Genomic DNA, 13,714 nt, shown 5'->3' on the forward strand with positions numbered 1-13,714 from the left:
ATGAAAATTGATGACGTGCCTATACAGGGCGAAATTTTAGAACATACGGGCAAAGTAATAATGTCCGATTTGGAAGATGTGGATTTGGCTGTAGGACATCAAATTTTGTCTGCTATTAACACGCTGGCAATTCATGCCCCGCACATAGGTTCCGGCCACCCGCGCTATAAAACCACCAAGACCATTAAAGACTTTTTAAATAGAGCGCCTGAAGATCAGCTAGCTTATGGCGTGTTTGACTCGCCTAAGTCGTTCTTAAAAGAGCTTGCCAAGGACGCTGGTGAGCAGGATAAGAAAGAAAAGCTCCTCGCCAAGTTACCGATGCTGTACCTATCTCGCGATCAAAGCATCAGCTTTAGTGATACTGACGCCGATAAGGTCAACGTCCACCAGCTAAAAGACGGCACTGGTAAGGTCATGGGGGATGTAGATGCTTATTATCCCGTGCTCAATTACAGCCTAACGATTGTCTCTTGGCACAAAGAATCTATGAGCATGTTAGCGTCTCACCTTCTTACTTATTTCAGGGAGAGAATGAGAAAGGGTAAGCGTACTTTCAAGTCAGAGCTCTACCTTGCGGGTGTTAAATTGGTGTTTGACTGGAGCTTTCAGGATGGCCTTACGTACATGGGGAGCAACATCAGCGAGCCGTTTAGCGAAGATAGGCTAAACGCTATGACCATAGATGTAATAGTAAAAGCAACGGCCTACAAACTGCGCATTGCTAAAGCCTTCCAAGCTCGATTGATAGGACGCCCAGCGCATGAGCAAACAAAGTAAGGCCTTTATTCAAACGATAAAGGTTAACGGTCAGGAAGTGGATAAAACTAGCCTTGTGAGCTGCGCTTACATCGAGTGTTTGGATTTATCAACGCCTAGCATCATCGCTGAGTTTAAAGATGACAGGGGCGATCTGCGTGATGATGCAAAGCTTTCTAAAGGCGCGGTCATAGAGCTTGAATTTGGTGATATTGATGGTCGCGGCAATGCCATGTTTTACGAGGCTTTTGAGGTAAGCGCCGCTCCTATCAAAAACAACGTCATTAAAGCCGAAGGGTTCAGCAAAGCAGTCACGCAGTTGAAAGAGCCTGCTTCTAAACCTAAATACTTTGCCGACAAGCCGCTTATATTCATTCTAGAGTCGCTTTGCGAAAGCACGGGCTGGTGGTCAACTGCGCCGTGTCCGGCATTGGTACATATCATTTAAATTACGATATGACGCCCTCTAAACTTCTTCGCAATATCGCGCGTGACTTTGGCGCGGCGGTTTGGGTGTGTCGCGGGGTGCTGCATTTTGTTCCCTTAGATGTACTCATGATGCAAAAGCCCCTCTATAAAGTCGGCTTGAATGCAAAAGACGTCGATATTGACATAACAAGGCATGAGGTTGTCGGCAATCAGAACCAATTTGAACGTGTTGCTCAAAAAGGCTTTTTCAGCTGGGCAACCGATAAGCACATAAAGCAAGCAACCACCAATAGCGGAAAAAGCAAAGTTTTAGTCACCACGCCTCATGGCCGTCTTGATAATTTATCTAAATATCTTCAGCCGCTCCTAGTGTTCCAGTGTTACGGGCTTAGTGATTTAGTGCCGTCTAACATGCTGGATCTCATTTTGGTGCGCCTTTCTAACGACGAAGCACTAGACGAGTCTTTACCTAATCGAATGATCATTTCAAGGGTGACGCATTACACTCAAGGCGAGCGTTACGTCATTGACGCAGAAGTAGGGGTAGCCAATGGATAATCAAAGAAAGCTGTCTAATGAGCAAGGTTTGTTTCATGGCCGTTATAGGGCGAGGGTGGTCAATAATCGACACCCTAAGAAATGGCATATGGCGAGCGTTAGAGTGCTTGGTTATATGGACGACATAGCCGATAGAGATTTGCCTTGGGCAGAATACATGCTTCCACTCGGTGCGAGAGCGAAAGAGGGTGACATGATGCCTGTTCAAGCCGGTGATCTGGTTTGGGTAAGTTTTGAAGAGGGTGACACCCGAAAGCCGATCATAGAGGGGGCGGCTTATAGCGTAGATGGGCGAGATACGGGCGAGAGTTTGTTACCACAAGATGCGTGGAATAAAAAATACTCGCACAAGCGGACAGATAAGCAGCCAGCGCCGCCAGTACACGCCTATGGAGATAAGGTTTTTGACCAAATGACATTTTTGCAACAGCTCACAATGTCCGGCGAATACTGTTTAACGCATAAACCCTCTGGTACGGCTATTCACGTTAACAAGAAAGGTCAGCTAGTCGTGCATGTTGAACATGATCGCTACGACTCCACCAGCGGCAATAAAACCGAAGAAGTTACCAAGAATCTAGAGTTGATAGTCAAAGGCAATGTTACGCGAACCATTACGGGCAATCTGACAGAAAAGGTCGGTGGAGACTACGAGATTGATGTGGCAGGAACTACCACCAGAAAATCGGGCGGTACTATGCGTGATAGCGCTGCGCAAATTCATCACAACTAAGGGCTTGCAATGTCGTGGCTACCTACTGGCGCATTAATTTACCAAAGTGAAACCGCTATCAATGTGAGTGAGACGGCCAGTTACACCCCTTTAGAAAATGAAAGGGTGGTTTCATACGATTACTCATTATCAAGCAACTGGAAAGATCGCCTAGTTGTCACCACGGACAATCTAGGTGTAACCGTTAAAGCAAGCTCTCTCGCAGGGCTCGTTACTCCTAACTACATTAAAGCAAAAGACATGACAGCTAATAAGTTGCTTTCATTTGCAAGCTGGGAAGTAATGCCCGAAGGATTGGAGATTGTCGACTTTAGCCCCGCCAGTGCAATGCTAGTTATGCAAATACACATTACCGCCAATGTGATTTTTGTCGATCCGGCTACCTCGGAAGAAATCGCGCGTACTTACAATCAATCATTTGATATTAATATCGCGCCGAATTGGTCAGCAGGGCGGGAGCTACTTAAAAACTATCGTAGTTGGTCAGTTATTCAAAAAGGAGTCATTTAACTATGCCAGCAATACATCGAAAAGGTGACAGCTGTACAGGGCATGATACATACCCGCCGCGCAATAATGTTGGTGGTTCTGGTGATGTGTTTATTAATGGTATCCCTGTTCATCGCGTTGGGGATGCATGGCCTCCGCACTGTAGCGTTGTTCCCGATCATCCTTGTCATGCAGGCTCGGCCGCTAGCGGCTCGGCTACTGTTTTCGCTAACGGTCGCCCATTGTGCCGAATTGGGGACGCTGTAGATTGCGGCTCTGCTATGGCGTCGGGAAGTCCTGACGTTTTTTCTAACTGAGAAGATAAGCCAAAGATTGAATTAATTAATTTTCAGTGCAAATTACTAGTTCGGCTTTTTTGTCTCCGTCATTATCATAGACTGTAGTTTTTACTAATAGGTGTAATTATGATTCTTTACGGTGTACTGAGAAAGTCAGACATTAAAGACTATGCATTTGCAGTCTGCGCGGCTATAGGGCATGGACGCCACGGCCTAGCAACTGAAATGCTGGTAGAGACATGCGCCGCCGAAACGCTACTAGCGACCGCAAAAGACCGAACGCTTTATTACGCTGGTGCGGGTGTGGCGCAAGTTGATGAAAGTACCTTTGACTGGCTTAAGGATAAGTACAAGTCACATCGCATTGCGCGAGACATCAAGAAAAAGCTGGGTGTAGACCTGATGCTGGTTACTTACCGTGAGCTTGATTTCTCGCCGCTCATCTCTCTTATCTTCGCTCGCTTGCGTTATTGGACAGTCCCAGAGGCCATCCCGACCACGCAAGAAGCACGCGCGGAATATTGGAAAAAACACTACAACACATCAAAAGGCAAAGGCTCACCTGAAGAGTACCTAGAACGCTGTAAGGCTTCAGGTGTGGACGCGCTTTTCAAAGGAGAAGACCAAAAATGAAACTACTAGGTTTGTTTATCGCCGCTTTTATGGCGTCCGTGCTCGCACTTCCGGCGCTGGCGTCTGAGTTTACGCTGACGGTTCCAGAAGGCGCGCCAAATTGGCTAACGTCGGCGCTGGTGGCCTTTATTGGCGTTTGCGGCGTGGTGTCAAAGCTTGATGCACACATTCCCGAAACCCTAAAAGCTCGCTTGCCTCGGTGGCTGGTTAGCGTTTGGGATTTCTTTGGGGGTAATTACCTCAAATCAAAAAATAAAGACAGCGCATGAGCGTTAACGTTGCTCTAAAAGCGCTAGGAGTCGTAGCCGATGTCGTCGAAACCGTCATTCAAGTCAAAAAAAAGCGCTCTGCCACTGAGCTTGCGGAGCGCCGAAAAATGGCTAAAGCCGATCCTGTTGGCTACTTCCGTCAGTTTACTGGTAAGCGGGTGCGAAATGCTGAGCGACGCACCAGTGAAACAGGCGACGGTGTGCGTCGCGACTGAGCCCGTCCTAAATGAATTTATTTCTTTTAGTGGCGTCAATCTCGCTGTTGTGGACGCTCGCACTCATCAAGTGGTGCATCAACAGGCCGTGCCAGAGTCCACCAGCGTAACGTTTTTAACTGAATCAGATCTAGCGGAGCTTGCCGTATACATCGAGCAGCTTCGCCAATGTGTAGATAACAACTTTTAACCCGCTATTTCCCCTGCATTTGCGCAGTAAGTAGCAAGCAACACTAACAACTATCACTAAGGATATTGTAACTATGAGTATTGACTCTTATAACCGACAACTGCAACAGCAGCGAGAGTACGCAAATGCAATGCGCCAGACGTTAATTCGATCTCAATTCGATGACTGCTCTAACTACATTGCAGATCCCGAAATGCGAAACGCTTCTATTGCGGAGGCAGTCGCGGCCGATCCTATTTATGCATCAATGGGCGAACACGGCCTCACTACGGCCATGATTCACATTCAAGCCATTAACGAATTTTCAGAAAAAAATGACGGTCGCCTACCTTCAGACATGTTGCTTGCGTCAGCGCGTCAAGAGCTTGAAAACTTATACGTTGATTCGGGCGTAAGTACTAACAAAGACATGATGCTTGCAGCGGTGCAAGCAGGTACCACTACTAGCCAAGGCATACCAACTGTCGTCACTACAGCGCAAGTGGCGCTTCCTCGACTGCTTGCCAGCCAGACGCTAGATGTAGTGACTTACATCTCAGGCAAGCGCACCTCTGAGCTTGAATATTTCGAAATCGAAACGGTGGCGGGTTCTGACTTTGGTGACTACAAGAAGGGCGATCTTATTGGTGCGCTGGATGGTGGTCAGTATTCTAATATGGTTCAGCACTTTGCTTTCCCAGACAAAGCAAACGGTACTGTTACGACGTTTTCTTTTGACTCAGCGCTGGACACGCCTGCAAAAAAAATGCTTCCTATTGCAAAAGGTTCTGTCGTTCTCTACATCAATAAAGATCGCGTAGGTGTGGAAGCAGAAGCTGGCAAATTGTACGGTACGTACGTGCAAGGGGGCACTCCGCTCACGGTTACGGCTACCATCGATCACAAGAGCGGCAAGGTCGTAGTTGAAACAAGTGGCGCTCCTTTAGTTGCGGGAACTATATTGGAGCTAGAGATTCAGATTGACATTGAAGCCGAACCTAACCTTATCCCCGAAATCGCGCAACAAGTTACTAGCTTTAAAATAAATCCAGCACTGCGCATTCTTCGCTCTTCACAATCACTTCAGTCTTTATGGAAGATGCGTTCTGATTTGAACGTCGACGCACGCGCGCTCAATCTAACCACGCTGCGCGATCATCTTGCTGCTCAAGACGACCTTCATGTAATCAAAAATTTGTCATGGCTAGCAAAGCGTGAGGCCATTATTAATTGCGCGCCGAAAGCTGGCAGCAATGACAATACTATGGAAGGTTTCGAACTGGTTCGCACTCAGCTCACTGCGGTCTCTGATGATATGATGTCAATATCACAAGAGTCAGGCTTAGTGGGGTTGTACTGTACTCGTGAAGCTTCGGCATTCTTCAAAAACACACCTTCATTTAAACAAGCCACTGGCTACCAGCAACTAAATAGCATCCACTTTGTCGGTATTGCGTTTAATCGATACAAAATTTACGAAGTTCCTCAAGATATTCCTGAATTAGCACCAGGTGAGGCACTTGGTTACGGCAAATCAAACGTTGAAGGTCGAGCACCTTGGTTAAAAGGTGATATTGAGCCACCAATGCAAATTGACCACCAAATCAGCCAAGGCCTTGTTAAGTCAGACACGACCGCAGCGCGTGGCTATAACACAATCAACCCTAAACATGGTCAAAACCTCATCTACAAGCTGAAGTTTATTAACCAGTAATCGGGCGTACGTTTATGGGCAGCAAATCGCTGCCCTTTTCCCTTAAACCTAAGAGATATTGATTATGCAAATTGTTGTTGTGACAAACATGACAGGTTATCAAGTCCGCATTGGGGCAATGTTAATCAAACCGCTGCGTGAGACGACTAAAGAGCAAAGCTTTAGCTTTACAAGCTGCAAAGATGCGTTGGCATTCGTCGAGGCGGTGAAAAAGACGGGTCATGCAGGCCTCGTAGCTGCCTACGCGCCTTCAGATAAAGACCTTGAGGCCGAAGGCATTAAGCTGGTTAAGACGCAGGACGACGGCGCGTTGAAGCCAAACGGTGAACTAACGCTTGAGCAAAAGCAAGCCCAGCTAGTTAAAGAGCTTATGGAAAAGTCCAAGTCAGAACTGGAAAAGATGGCGGAAGACATGAAGCTTGAAGACTGGAAAGGGCTGAACAAAGAGCCTCTAGCTGAACTAATCGCGGCTAACACTCAACTGTAAAGAGGTAATTTTCAGTGAAAATTGAATCCAAATTATCCCAAGTCGCTCAATCGGTGGTGCTTGCCACCGATGCGTCAGCACGATTGACGTCAGTAGCGGCAACGCGATGCGCTTTTGTGGCGTTGTCATTTCTCGCACGGGTGCGCCGTTTGAAGTGCTGACCGTGGGCGAAAACTGGCAAGACGTATTGGGCAAACCTTATCACTTTCGTTGCGGCATGGGCGCGGAGTCTATGCGTCAATTAGATGAAGCGGTAGAAGGCGGCAAGGGTTATGTTGTTCGCGTTGTGCCTACCTCGGCCAAGTTCCCAGTAGTCACACTGCGAGACAAAGTGGCTAACGAAGACCCAGCCACGGCGCTTTATAACACGCACGGCAAAACAACCGATGTCGGAAGCACTCACGAAACCGTTACCACGGCTTTGCCTTACGGCACTGACATTGTTCAAAATGATGTGGCTGACATTGTTAGCTTTTATCTCATTGATGGCGACAATGAAAATAAACGCTTCCTCAAGCTAGAAGCTTTAGACGCGCAAGAGTTTGGCGCAAATATGAAGCTTCTCACTTTGTTTGAGCAGCAAGGCGATGTAATCGTAGAGCTAGAAAGTCACACGGTATCCACTGATATTGAAGCTCGCGACACTTACGATGCGCCAGCGTTTATTTCTGACAAGTTAGACGCCAATTCAAAACGTGTTCGCTGCGAAGTGAACATGGAGAAAATAGCCGAACTCACGGACTTTGAAAGCCTAGCCTTTAAAGGCGGTACGTCCGGCAATATGAGAGAAATTACCTCGGCGGATTATCTCAAGGCGATCCGTGTGCTAACCAATGCCGATCCAGAAGCGCACGCCGTGCTCGCCCTTGGTTGTTATGATGACCAAGCACTAAAAGAGCTTGAGCAATATGCGGAAGATTGCCGAATAGGGCATTATTTCGACCTTGAGCCAAATCTTTCTTATGAGTTGGCGCTTGCTCGTAAAAAGTTACTGCCTGTCAATTCGCACTATTCTTGCTGCTATCACTTCCCGTATCGCTGTAAAGATCCGTTTTATGGCAATGATGTGTCTTATGGTGTTTCAGGGCTTATCTTTGCGGCAAAAGCGAAAGGGGTTGCTTCAAAAGCGCCTGTCGGTGCGTGGCATAAAGTGCCTGCGGGTATGGATCGCGCGACGGTCAATCGAGCGGGTTTAGTGCTCAATGAAAATGTCGGTACGCCAAATTATGACGCGATGGTAAAAGCGCGCATCAATAAAGTTGGTTTGAATCCTCAAGGTCAGCCAATGATTGATGACCACCTAACTTGCAGAGTGAAAAGTGATGATTTGCGCTTTGAAGGCATTGTTGCTGGCGACAACTACCTGAAGCGTGAATGGTACAAGCTCACCCAGCAATGGAAACATGAGCCTATCAAAGAGGCGATGGAAGGTCTAACCAAAGGCTTTATTGCTATCTTAGACGCCGCAAAAACCGCAGGCATTATCACCCCAACCTCAAAAGGCGGCGACGCTTTTAACTTCAAGATTGAAGAAAAAGGCAGCGATTTACTGGTGGCGGTATGGCTCGCCAATATTCAAGGCTCGATGCGTCGTTCTACGGGTCAGTGCGTTCTTAAATCCTACGATGGAGAGTAATTAAAAATGAGCAAGAGCCCATTTAAAGAAGGTGCGCGCCTTCCGAATATCGCGCTATCAACTGCGATGATGGCCGCGCAAAACAAAGCGGCAGAGCAAGAAACGATCACCGAAGAGGTATTACTTGCTTCTGTTGATGATGACGTCATTTTGTCGGAACTGTCTGAGCTTTCAGAAAAGCAAATGCGCTCTCTAGGGGCATCAATTGTGATTGAGTTCGCTCGTTCAGACGATCACACCTATGACGGCCTAGAAGCCATTATTATTGGTTCAATTGATGAGCCTGAAGGTGACGAAGAGCCAGAGCTTGACGATGACGAGCTAGAAGAGTTTAACGATCTTCTATCTGTTGTGGGTGATGCCTTGGTAGCGTTCTCAGGTAAAGACATCAAGATGGTGCAAAAGGCACTAGAGAGCGAAGATGACGAGCTTTTAGACGCTATCGCGGCGGCGGTCGTAGAAAAGACAAAAGGTGAGTCAACAAGCGAAATGGTGGCGGATTTCTCTGTCAAAGAGTCGTTGATTTTGTCGGCTACCAAAAAGGTCGTGCGAAACGGTGAGCTTAAGCTGGTTAAGACCAACCGCAAAAAGCGCAAGATGACAGCCGCGCAAAAGCAAGCGCTTAAAAAAGCGCGTAAAAAGTCTCATAGTGCGGCAGCGCGCGCCAAGCGCAAAAAGTCTAATCGCAAGCGTGCCCAGCGCGGCATGAAGTAGTAAGGCGTAACCGATGTTTGTAGGAGTCCACCAGCAAAAAATCCTCTCAGACTATTACAAAGTCTGGGTGAGGCAGGGCGGGGTGACAGTCGTCGGTTACGTCAGTCGAGAATCTACTATGGAACTTGTCCAAGCGTGGAATGCCCCTTTTGAGGGGGATTCTGCTGGTAACGGCAGCAAGGTGGCCGCGCTAGGGCAAGACCAAACAGGCAAGACGAGCGTTACGAAGTGGAACAGTAAATTAATCTGGGACGGGGCGGAAGCGCTTAAATTTCCGTTAAAGATTCATTTCCTTGCCTTTTCGGACGCAAAGCTAGAGGTCGACGATCCGGTTAAATACTTGTCTCAATTTAGTAGCCCTGAGTTGAGTGAGTCACTAGCCTTCGGTCAGCGCCCTCAACCTGTTTCACTCAATATCGGGCAAAGAATTATTATTCCTTCGACCGATAAGAGCGGGTGCTTTATCCATAGTGTGGGCTTTGACTACAACGCGCCAATTACAACAACGGGCTACTTTGCAGAAAATACCGTGGATCTTGTGGTCTCTACGGATGCAACATTAAGTCGCTCTGAAATCCCTAACATTTTTACTTAAGGAATACGTAACTATGAGTAGTAGTTTACAAGGTACAGCAAAAGGCGATATGGCAGCGACAAGAGCCATTGTGCTTGAACAATTATCGAAAGGTGACAAAGCGCTGACGTCTAACTTTAGATTAAAGTTTCGTAACCACCCAGATATGACCTTTCGAGTTTCGGCCACTCAGATCCCTGAAATGATGCGTCATGAAATTGAAAGCTTTGGTCATATGGGTACGGGGCAAAATCAGCAAGGTAATGTCAAAAACGCAGGTAATATCACCGTAACAATTGAAGAGTATTTAGACGGCAAAGCAGCTAAGTTCATTGGTGATGCGATTAAGAATAAAACATACTACGATCTGGACTTGGAGATTACGCCAGAAGATACAGGGTATAAGTCTATCGCTAGTTGGGAAATGCTGAAATGTTACTTAAGCTCCGAAGCGGTGGACGTAGCAACAGAAGATTTGACAGGTACGATTAAATTTCCATTGACGATCGGTTATAACTGGGTCGAACCAGTTAAGGTGTAACCCCCCCCAAGCCTTTAGCTAGAGCACAAATGCCTCAGATTATCATAGACTGAGGCATTTTTTTGTCTCTCGCATTATGATGGTGCTCATATTTTTTAAGTGGATGCAAGAATATGACGCCAGCTAGTCTTTTAGAATCAGTAAAACAGCGCTTTAGCGTTTTGCTCAACACTGACACCAATCAGTTTAACGTTTTCTTAAGGCAAGCCCTTCAAACCTACGAGGCAAGCGCGGGGTGCTGGAAGGTGATGCGTCTTGAAAGTGCAGAGTCGCCACTACCAAGCGACTACAAGGAAAAAATCATCTGTCGTGACCGAGGCCGGTATCACGTCAGCGTGTTTGTTGATGAGGTAAATAAAACGCTCATTGTAGAAAACCCAAGCCGTGCATCTTTCCCTTGTGATTTTATCTATTACACCAACTTAAGCGGCGTTGATTTAGACACATACGAACTACCGAATGAGTGTGAGCATTTGGTTAGTAAGTATCTTTATGTGCTGATCGCCATTCCTGAGTTTGAAAGGCAAGCGAGAATATCGGCGGCGAATAACTATGACACGTCGGCGTATCCCTCTCAGGCCGAACTGCAAGCACAAAAGACAGAAATTGAAACTGAAATGCGCAATCAAATGGTGCTGCCTAACGTGAGGGTGCGTTAGTGAGTGTTGAATTTTTAAAGATACAAAAAGCGGCGGTGTTGTCGGCCTTTTCTGAAAAGCCGCGCCTTGATTGTAACTTTAGAGTGGAGATTGACGATCAGCCGGAAAAATTGGTGCTGTATGCGAAAGACATTGCTTACGGCAAGGGTTCGCTTACCAGTACAAGCATTGAGATAGGAAGCACGGAATTTAACAGGCCAAGCAAAAAGAACGCTGGAAGCCAGACTTTTACGTTTTACGACAACGAGCAAGGCGAAATTAGCGATTTTATTAAATCCCTTCAAGGCCGGATCTTTGACAAGCGAGGGTTGTTAAATCTGCCGATTGATTACCTGTTTAATGTGCGCGCTTATCGGATTTTGGACGACACCAGCGAGGTGCTGGAATTTGAATCCACGGTTTATTGTGAAGAAAACAACGATTACAAATTGAGTGTTGAGGCGGTAGGCGAGCGCGGCACATTCAATGCGACTTTTAAAAAATATTGCTCGATGGGCGGATTACTTAAGTGAAATTACAAACGTATACCAAGTGCGAAGACGGCTCGACAAAAGTGAGCTTTAACGAGCCTACCGTGGCCGATGCATTCCAGTTCGAAGATATTAATCCAAAGCTTGAGCAAAAGGCGCTAACGGAATACCTCAACCATATGTTGAGTGACGGCCAAGATCATGACTCAAAAAACTGGACGGTATACGACCGTATTACCGCTCTCATGTGGATATACGTACTGTCACGAGATGATCGAAGCGTTTTGATGACTTACCAGTGTAAATATTGCAATGAAGAGCATGGCGTTCCTGTTGATTTGGCAAGTTTGTTTAAAAGCCTTGTTTATGCAGGGCGTGAGATGAAGGAGCCGTTTGAATTTGGCAATCTAAAAGGCGTCATTGTGCCGCTGCGGGGCTATGCAATGGAAAGGTTGGAGCAGTTGACCAATCTTAGAGATTCACACCCCATTAATTCCAAAGCTTACAAAGCGCGTAATGATGATATTTACCTTTATCGCATCGCTTACTCTGTTGAATTAGATGGCGAAGACGAGTCGTTGTCTCCTGATGAGCGCGCAGACCAAAGGGTAGAGGAGTTTTTAAAACGTCCGCTTAAGGATAAAAGCTTTCAAAGCCTAGTAGCCAAGGTTCGCATAGTGGCAAGCGAGATGCGTCACGGTCTGCCTTGCGTTATTCGGGATGGTGGGGTTTTGCTCGTCACCCAAGAGCATGAATGCCCCAATACGGAGGGCGCTAAAACTCGTTTGATGCTCCCCTTTCAAGCTGTCGACTACATGCCAAGCCTACAACTGGAAGGGCAAGAAACTGCGGATCAACTGGCGTTCATTCTTGATTGACTGGGTGGATACAGGCAGATCGCCGCAAGATTTTAAAAGCTTAAATGTTCAAGAGGCGCTAGACGTTGTTGACGAGATTCAGCGCCGAGTGATGCAAAGGAACAGGGATCGAAGACGTGGATAACGCTCGCAGTGAATTAGCAAAAATCATTCAAGCCGTAGACAAGGCAAGTCATGATGAACTTGATGTGCTGGCGCGCATCGAGAAAAACACGTCCGCCCCTAAGCCTGACACGGCTAAAGTGCAAGAGGTGACGGGCGAACATAAAACGTCAAGTGGCAATAGCGTTACTGCTAAGGCTGATCTTAATGAAGCGCCTATTTTTGATATTGACGCGCCTGTCGTTCATGTTGAGCCTGCCCCTGTCAACGTTAACGCTCCTGCAATTTCCGAGTTAAGAGAAACGCACTCAGAAAGCGCTACAGAGCGCGTAATTGAAAAAGAGACCACCAGCAAGCCAAAGCGAGAAAAGACACCCAGAGACGCCGTTGCGCGCGAGCAATCGACTAACAAAGACTTGGCAAGCGCGATAGAAGGGCTCTACGAAGATGACGACGGCAGATTAAGACAAGCCAATGGTGCGTTTGCCAGCCATAAGCAAAAAGAGCTATACGAGCAGCAGCGCAAAGAGGAAGAGAAGGCCGACGAGAAGCAAGCAACAATGTTTGAGTCCATCGGTAAGCTGGTCTCTGGTGGAATTAAAAAGCAAGTTGAAGACGTTGACGCCGTGGATGCGGTCGGCGCTTCGGTGGGTAATAGTGCATGGCAAATCGCCAAAGAGGTCAAAGGCTTTAAAGATAGCGCTTCCGAGTATCTAGAGGAAAGTGGCCTAAATAGCATAGAGGGTATTAAGGAAAAGACCGCAGGGGCGGTAAGTTCTGTAAAAGAAAAACGCGACAGTGCCAAGCATATGGGCAAATCGCTGGTCAAGTTCTTTAAAAGTCCAGCAGGGTTTGTATCTGAGCTTAGAGAAAGTAAGCAGCAAGAGTCGAAAAGTGAAATTTTCACTGAAAATTCATCCGAGCGCCACGAGAAAGAGCAAGTAACTGAGCAGCAAGTGGAGATTGCTGAAAGTCAGGCAGAGCAGCGCGCTGAGCTGCATGATGAACAAATAGATAAGTTGTCTGACATCGAGGATGCTATTAAAGCTACCGCTGGCGGTGGCGCTGGTGGCGGCATGATGGACATGTTCGATATGGCTGAGGACTTTTATAGCCGTAAGAAAGGGCGAAGAGGGCGAGGCCGCAAATCAAGAATGCGCGCCAAATCTGCCGACGTGGATTACTACAAAGTCAAAGAATCTATGAGGCCAAAGTCAGCCAGTCGAATGAGTAAAGCGCTCGATACGGTACAAACGTCAGGTAAAGGCCTGTTAGGGCTGAGCGGAGATGCGGTCAAAGGCGGCGTAATGTCAAAAGTCTTAGGCGGTGCGGGTAAAGTATTTAAGCCCTTAGCGGTCATGATGGGCATTGGCGCGGCAGGGGCGG

Annotated in this window: 20 protein-coding genes; all 20 read left to right on the forward strand. The window is 47.1% G+C overall.

The window, feature by feature from the left end; all coding sequences use genetic code 11:
* Positions 1-780 carry a hypothetical protein gene (locus BLO31_RS09130; RefSeq protein WP_070964960.1) on the forward strand — a complete coding sequence of 260 codons (780 nt, stop codon included), beginning with the start codon at positions 1-3 and terminating at the stop codon, positions 778-780.
* Entirely contained in the window at positions 764-1,207 is a 444-nt protein-coding gene (locus tag BLO31_RS09135) for a hypothetical protein (RefSeq protein ID WP_070964964.1), read from the forward strand. Before BLO31_RS09130 ends, BLO31_RS09135 begins: the two co-directional genes overlap by 17 nt.
* 8 nt (positions 1,208-1,215) lie before the next feature.
* A complete protein-coding gene (locus tag BLO31_RS09140) occupies positions 1,216-1,746 on the forward strand; it encodes a hypothetical protein (protein ID WP_070964968.1) in 531 nt (176 codons plus the stop codon).
* Complete coding sequence (locus BLO31_RS09145) at positions 1,739-2,479, forward strand: phage baseplate assembly protein V (RefSeq protein WP_070964971.1); 741 nt, start codon at positions 1,739-1,741, stop codon at positions 2,477-2,479. Before BLO31_RS09140 ends, BLO31_RS09145 begins: the two co-directional genes overlap by 8 nt.
* A 9-nt stretch (positions 2,480-2,488) precedes the next feature.
* Positions 2,489-2,989: a hypothetical protein gene (locus BLO31_RS09150; RefSeq protein ID WP_070964974.1), complete on the forward strand. Its 501-nt coding sequence runs from the start codon at positions 2,489-2,491 to the stop codon at positions 2,987-2,989.
* A 2-nt stretch (positions 2,990-2,991) separates the two neighbouring features.
* On the forward strand, positions 2,992-3,285 hold the full coding sequence (locus BLO31_RS09155) for a PAAR domain-containing protein (protein ID WP_070964979.1): 294 nt from the start codon (positions 2,992-2,994) through the stop codon (positions 3,283-3,285).
* Positions 3,286-3,393: 108 nt separating this feature from the next.
* A complete protein-coding gene (locus BLO31_RS09160; protein WP_217495114.1) occupies positions 3,394-3,900 on the forward strand; it encodes a hypothetical protein in 507 nt (168 codons plus the stop codon).
* Positions 3,897-4,169 carry a hypothetical protein gene (locus BLO31_RS09165; RefSeq protein ID WP_070964982.1) on the forward strand — a complete coding sequence of 91 codons (273 nt, stop codon included), beginning with the start codon at positions 3,897-3,899 and terminating at the stop codon, positions 4,167-4,169. The genes BLO31_RS09160 and BLO31_RS09165 overlap by 4 nt, the downstream gene beginning before the upstream one ends.
* The gene (locus BLO31_RS09170) at positions 4,166-4,384 is read left to right on the forward strand and encodes a hypothetical protein (protein WP_070964988.1); all 219 of its coding nucleotides are present in this window, start codon (positions 4,166-4,168) and stop codon (positions 4,382-4,384) included. Before BLO31_RS09165 ends, BLO31_RS09170 begins: the two co-directional genes overlap by 4 nt.
* On the forward strand, positions 4,335-4,574 hold the full coding sequence (locus tag BLO31_RS09175; RefSeq protein WP_139158974.1) for a hypothetical protein: 240 nt from the start codon (positions 4,335-4,337) through the stop codon (positions 4,572-4,574). The genes BLO31_RS09170 and BLO31_RS09175 overlap by 50 nt, the downstream gene beginning before the upstream one ends.
* 73 nt (positions 4,575-4,647) lie before the next feature.
* Positions 4,648-6,267, forward strand: coding sequence for a hypothetical protein (locus BLO31_RS09180; protein ID WP_070964994.1), 1,620 nt, complete (start codon positions 4,648-4,650; stop codon positions 6,265-6,267).
* Positions 6,268-6,331: 64 nt separating this feature from the next.
* The gene (locus BLO31_RS09185; protein ID WP_070964998.1) at positions 6,332-6,754 is read left to right on the forward strand and encodes a hypothetical protein; all 423 of its coding nucleotides are present in this window, start codon (positions 6,332-6,334) and stop codon (positions 6,752-6,754) included.
* A gap of 106 nt (positions 6,755-6,860) precedes the next feature.
* Positions 6,861-8,390 (forward strand): hypothetical protein, encoded by a 1,530-nt coding sequence (locus BLO31_RS09190; RefSeq protein WP_070965001.1) that lies wholly within the window; start codon positions 6,861-6,863, stop codon positions 8,388-8,390.
* Between the two features lie 6 nt (positions 8,391-8,396).
* Complete coding sequence (locus BLO31_RS09195; protein ID WP_070965004.1) at positions 8,397-9,104, forward strand: hypothetical protein; 708 nt, start codon at positions 8,397-8,399, stop codon at positions 9,102-9,104.
* Between the two features lie 13 nt (positions 9,105-9,117).
* Positions 9,118-9,699: a hypothetical protein gene (locus BLO31_RS09200; protein WP_070965006.1), complete on the forward strand. Its 582-nt coding sequence runs from the start codon at positions 9,118-9,120 to the stop codon at positions 9,697-9,699.
* Positions 9,700-9,712: 13 nt separating this feature from the next.
* Complete coding sequence (locus BLO31_RS09205) at positions 9,713-10,219, forward strand: hypothetical protein (RefSeq protein ID WP_070965009.1); 507 nt, start codon at positions 9,713-9,715, stop codon at positions 10,217-10,219.
* Positions 10,220-10,332: 113 nt separating this feature from the next.
* Positions 10,333-10,878: a hypothetical protein gene (locus BLO31_RS09210; protein WP_070965013.1), complete on the forward strand. Its 546-nt coding sequence runs from the start codon at positions 10,333-10,335 to the stop codon at positions 10,876-10,878.
* Positions 10,878-11,390, forward strand: coding sequence for a hypothetical protein (locus BLO31_RS09215; protein ID WP_070965016.1), 513 nt, complete (start codon positions 10,878-10,880; stop codon positions 11,388-11,390). Before BLO31_RS09210 ends, BLO31_RS09215 begins: the two co-directional genes overlap by 1 nt.
* Positions 11,387-12,226, forward strand: coding sequence for a hypothetical protein (locus BLO31_RS09220; protein WP_070965019.1), 840 nt, complete (start codon positions 11,387-11,389; stop codon positions 12,224-12,226). Before BLO31_RS09215 ends, BLO31_RS09220 begins: the two co-directional genes overlap by 4 nt.
* Positions 12,227-12,342: 116 nt before the next feature.
* A partial coding sequence (locus BLO31_RS09225) for a hypothetical protein (RefSeq protein WP_139158975.1) occupies positions 12,343-13,714 on the forward strand: 1,372 nt, incomplete at its 3' end.

Source organism: Vibrio sonorensis (assembly GCF_001854765.1).
GTDB classification, from domain to species: domain Bacteria; phylum Pseudomonadota; class Gammaproteobacteria; order Enterobacterales; family Vibrionaceae; genus Vibrio; species Vibrio sonorensis.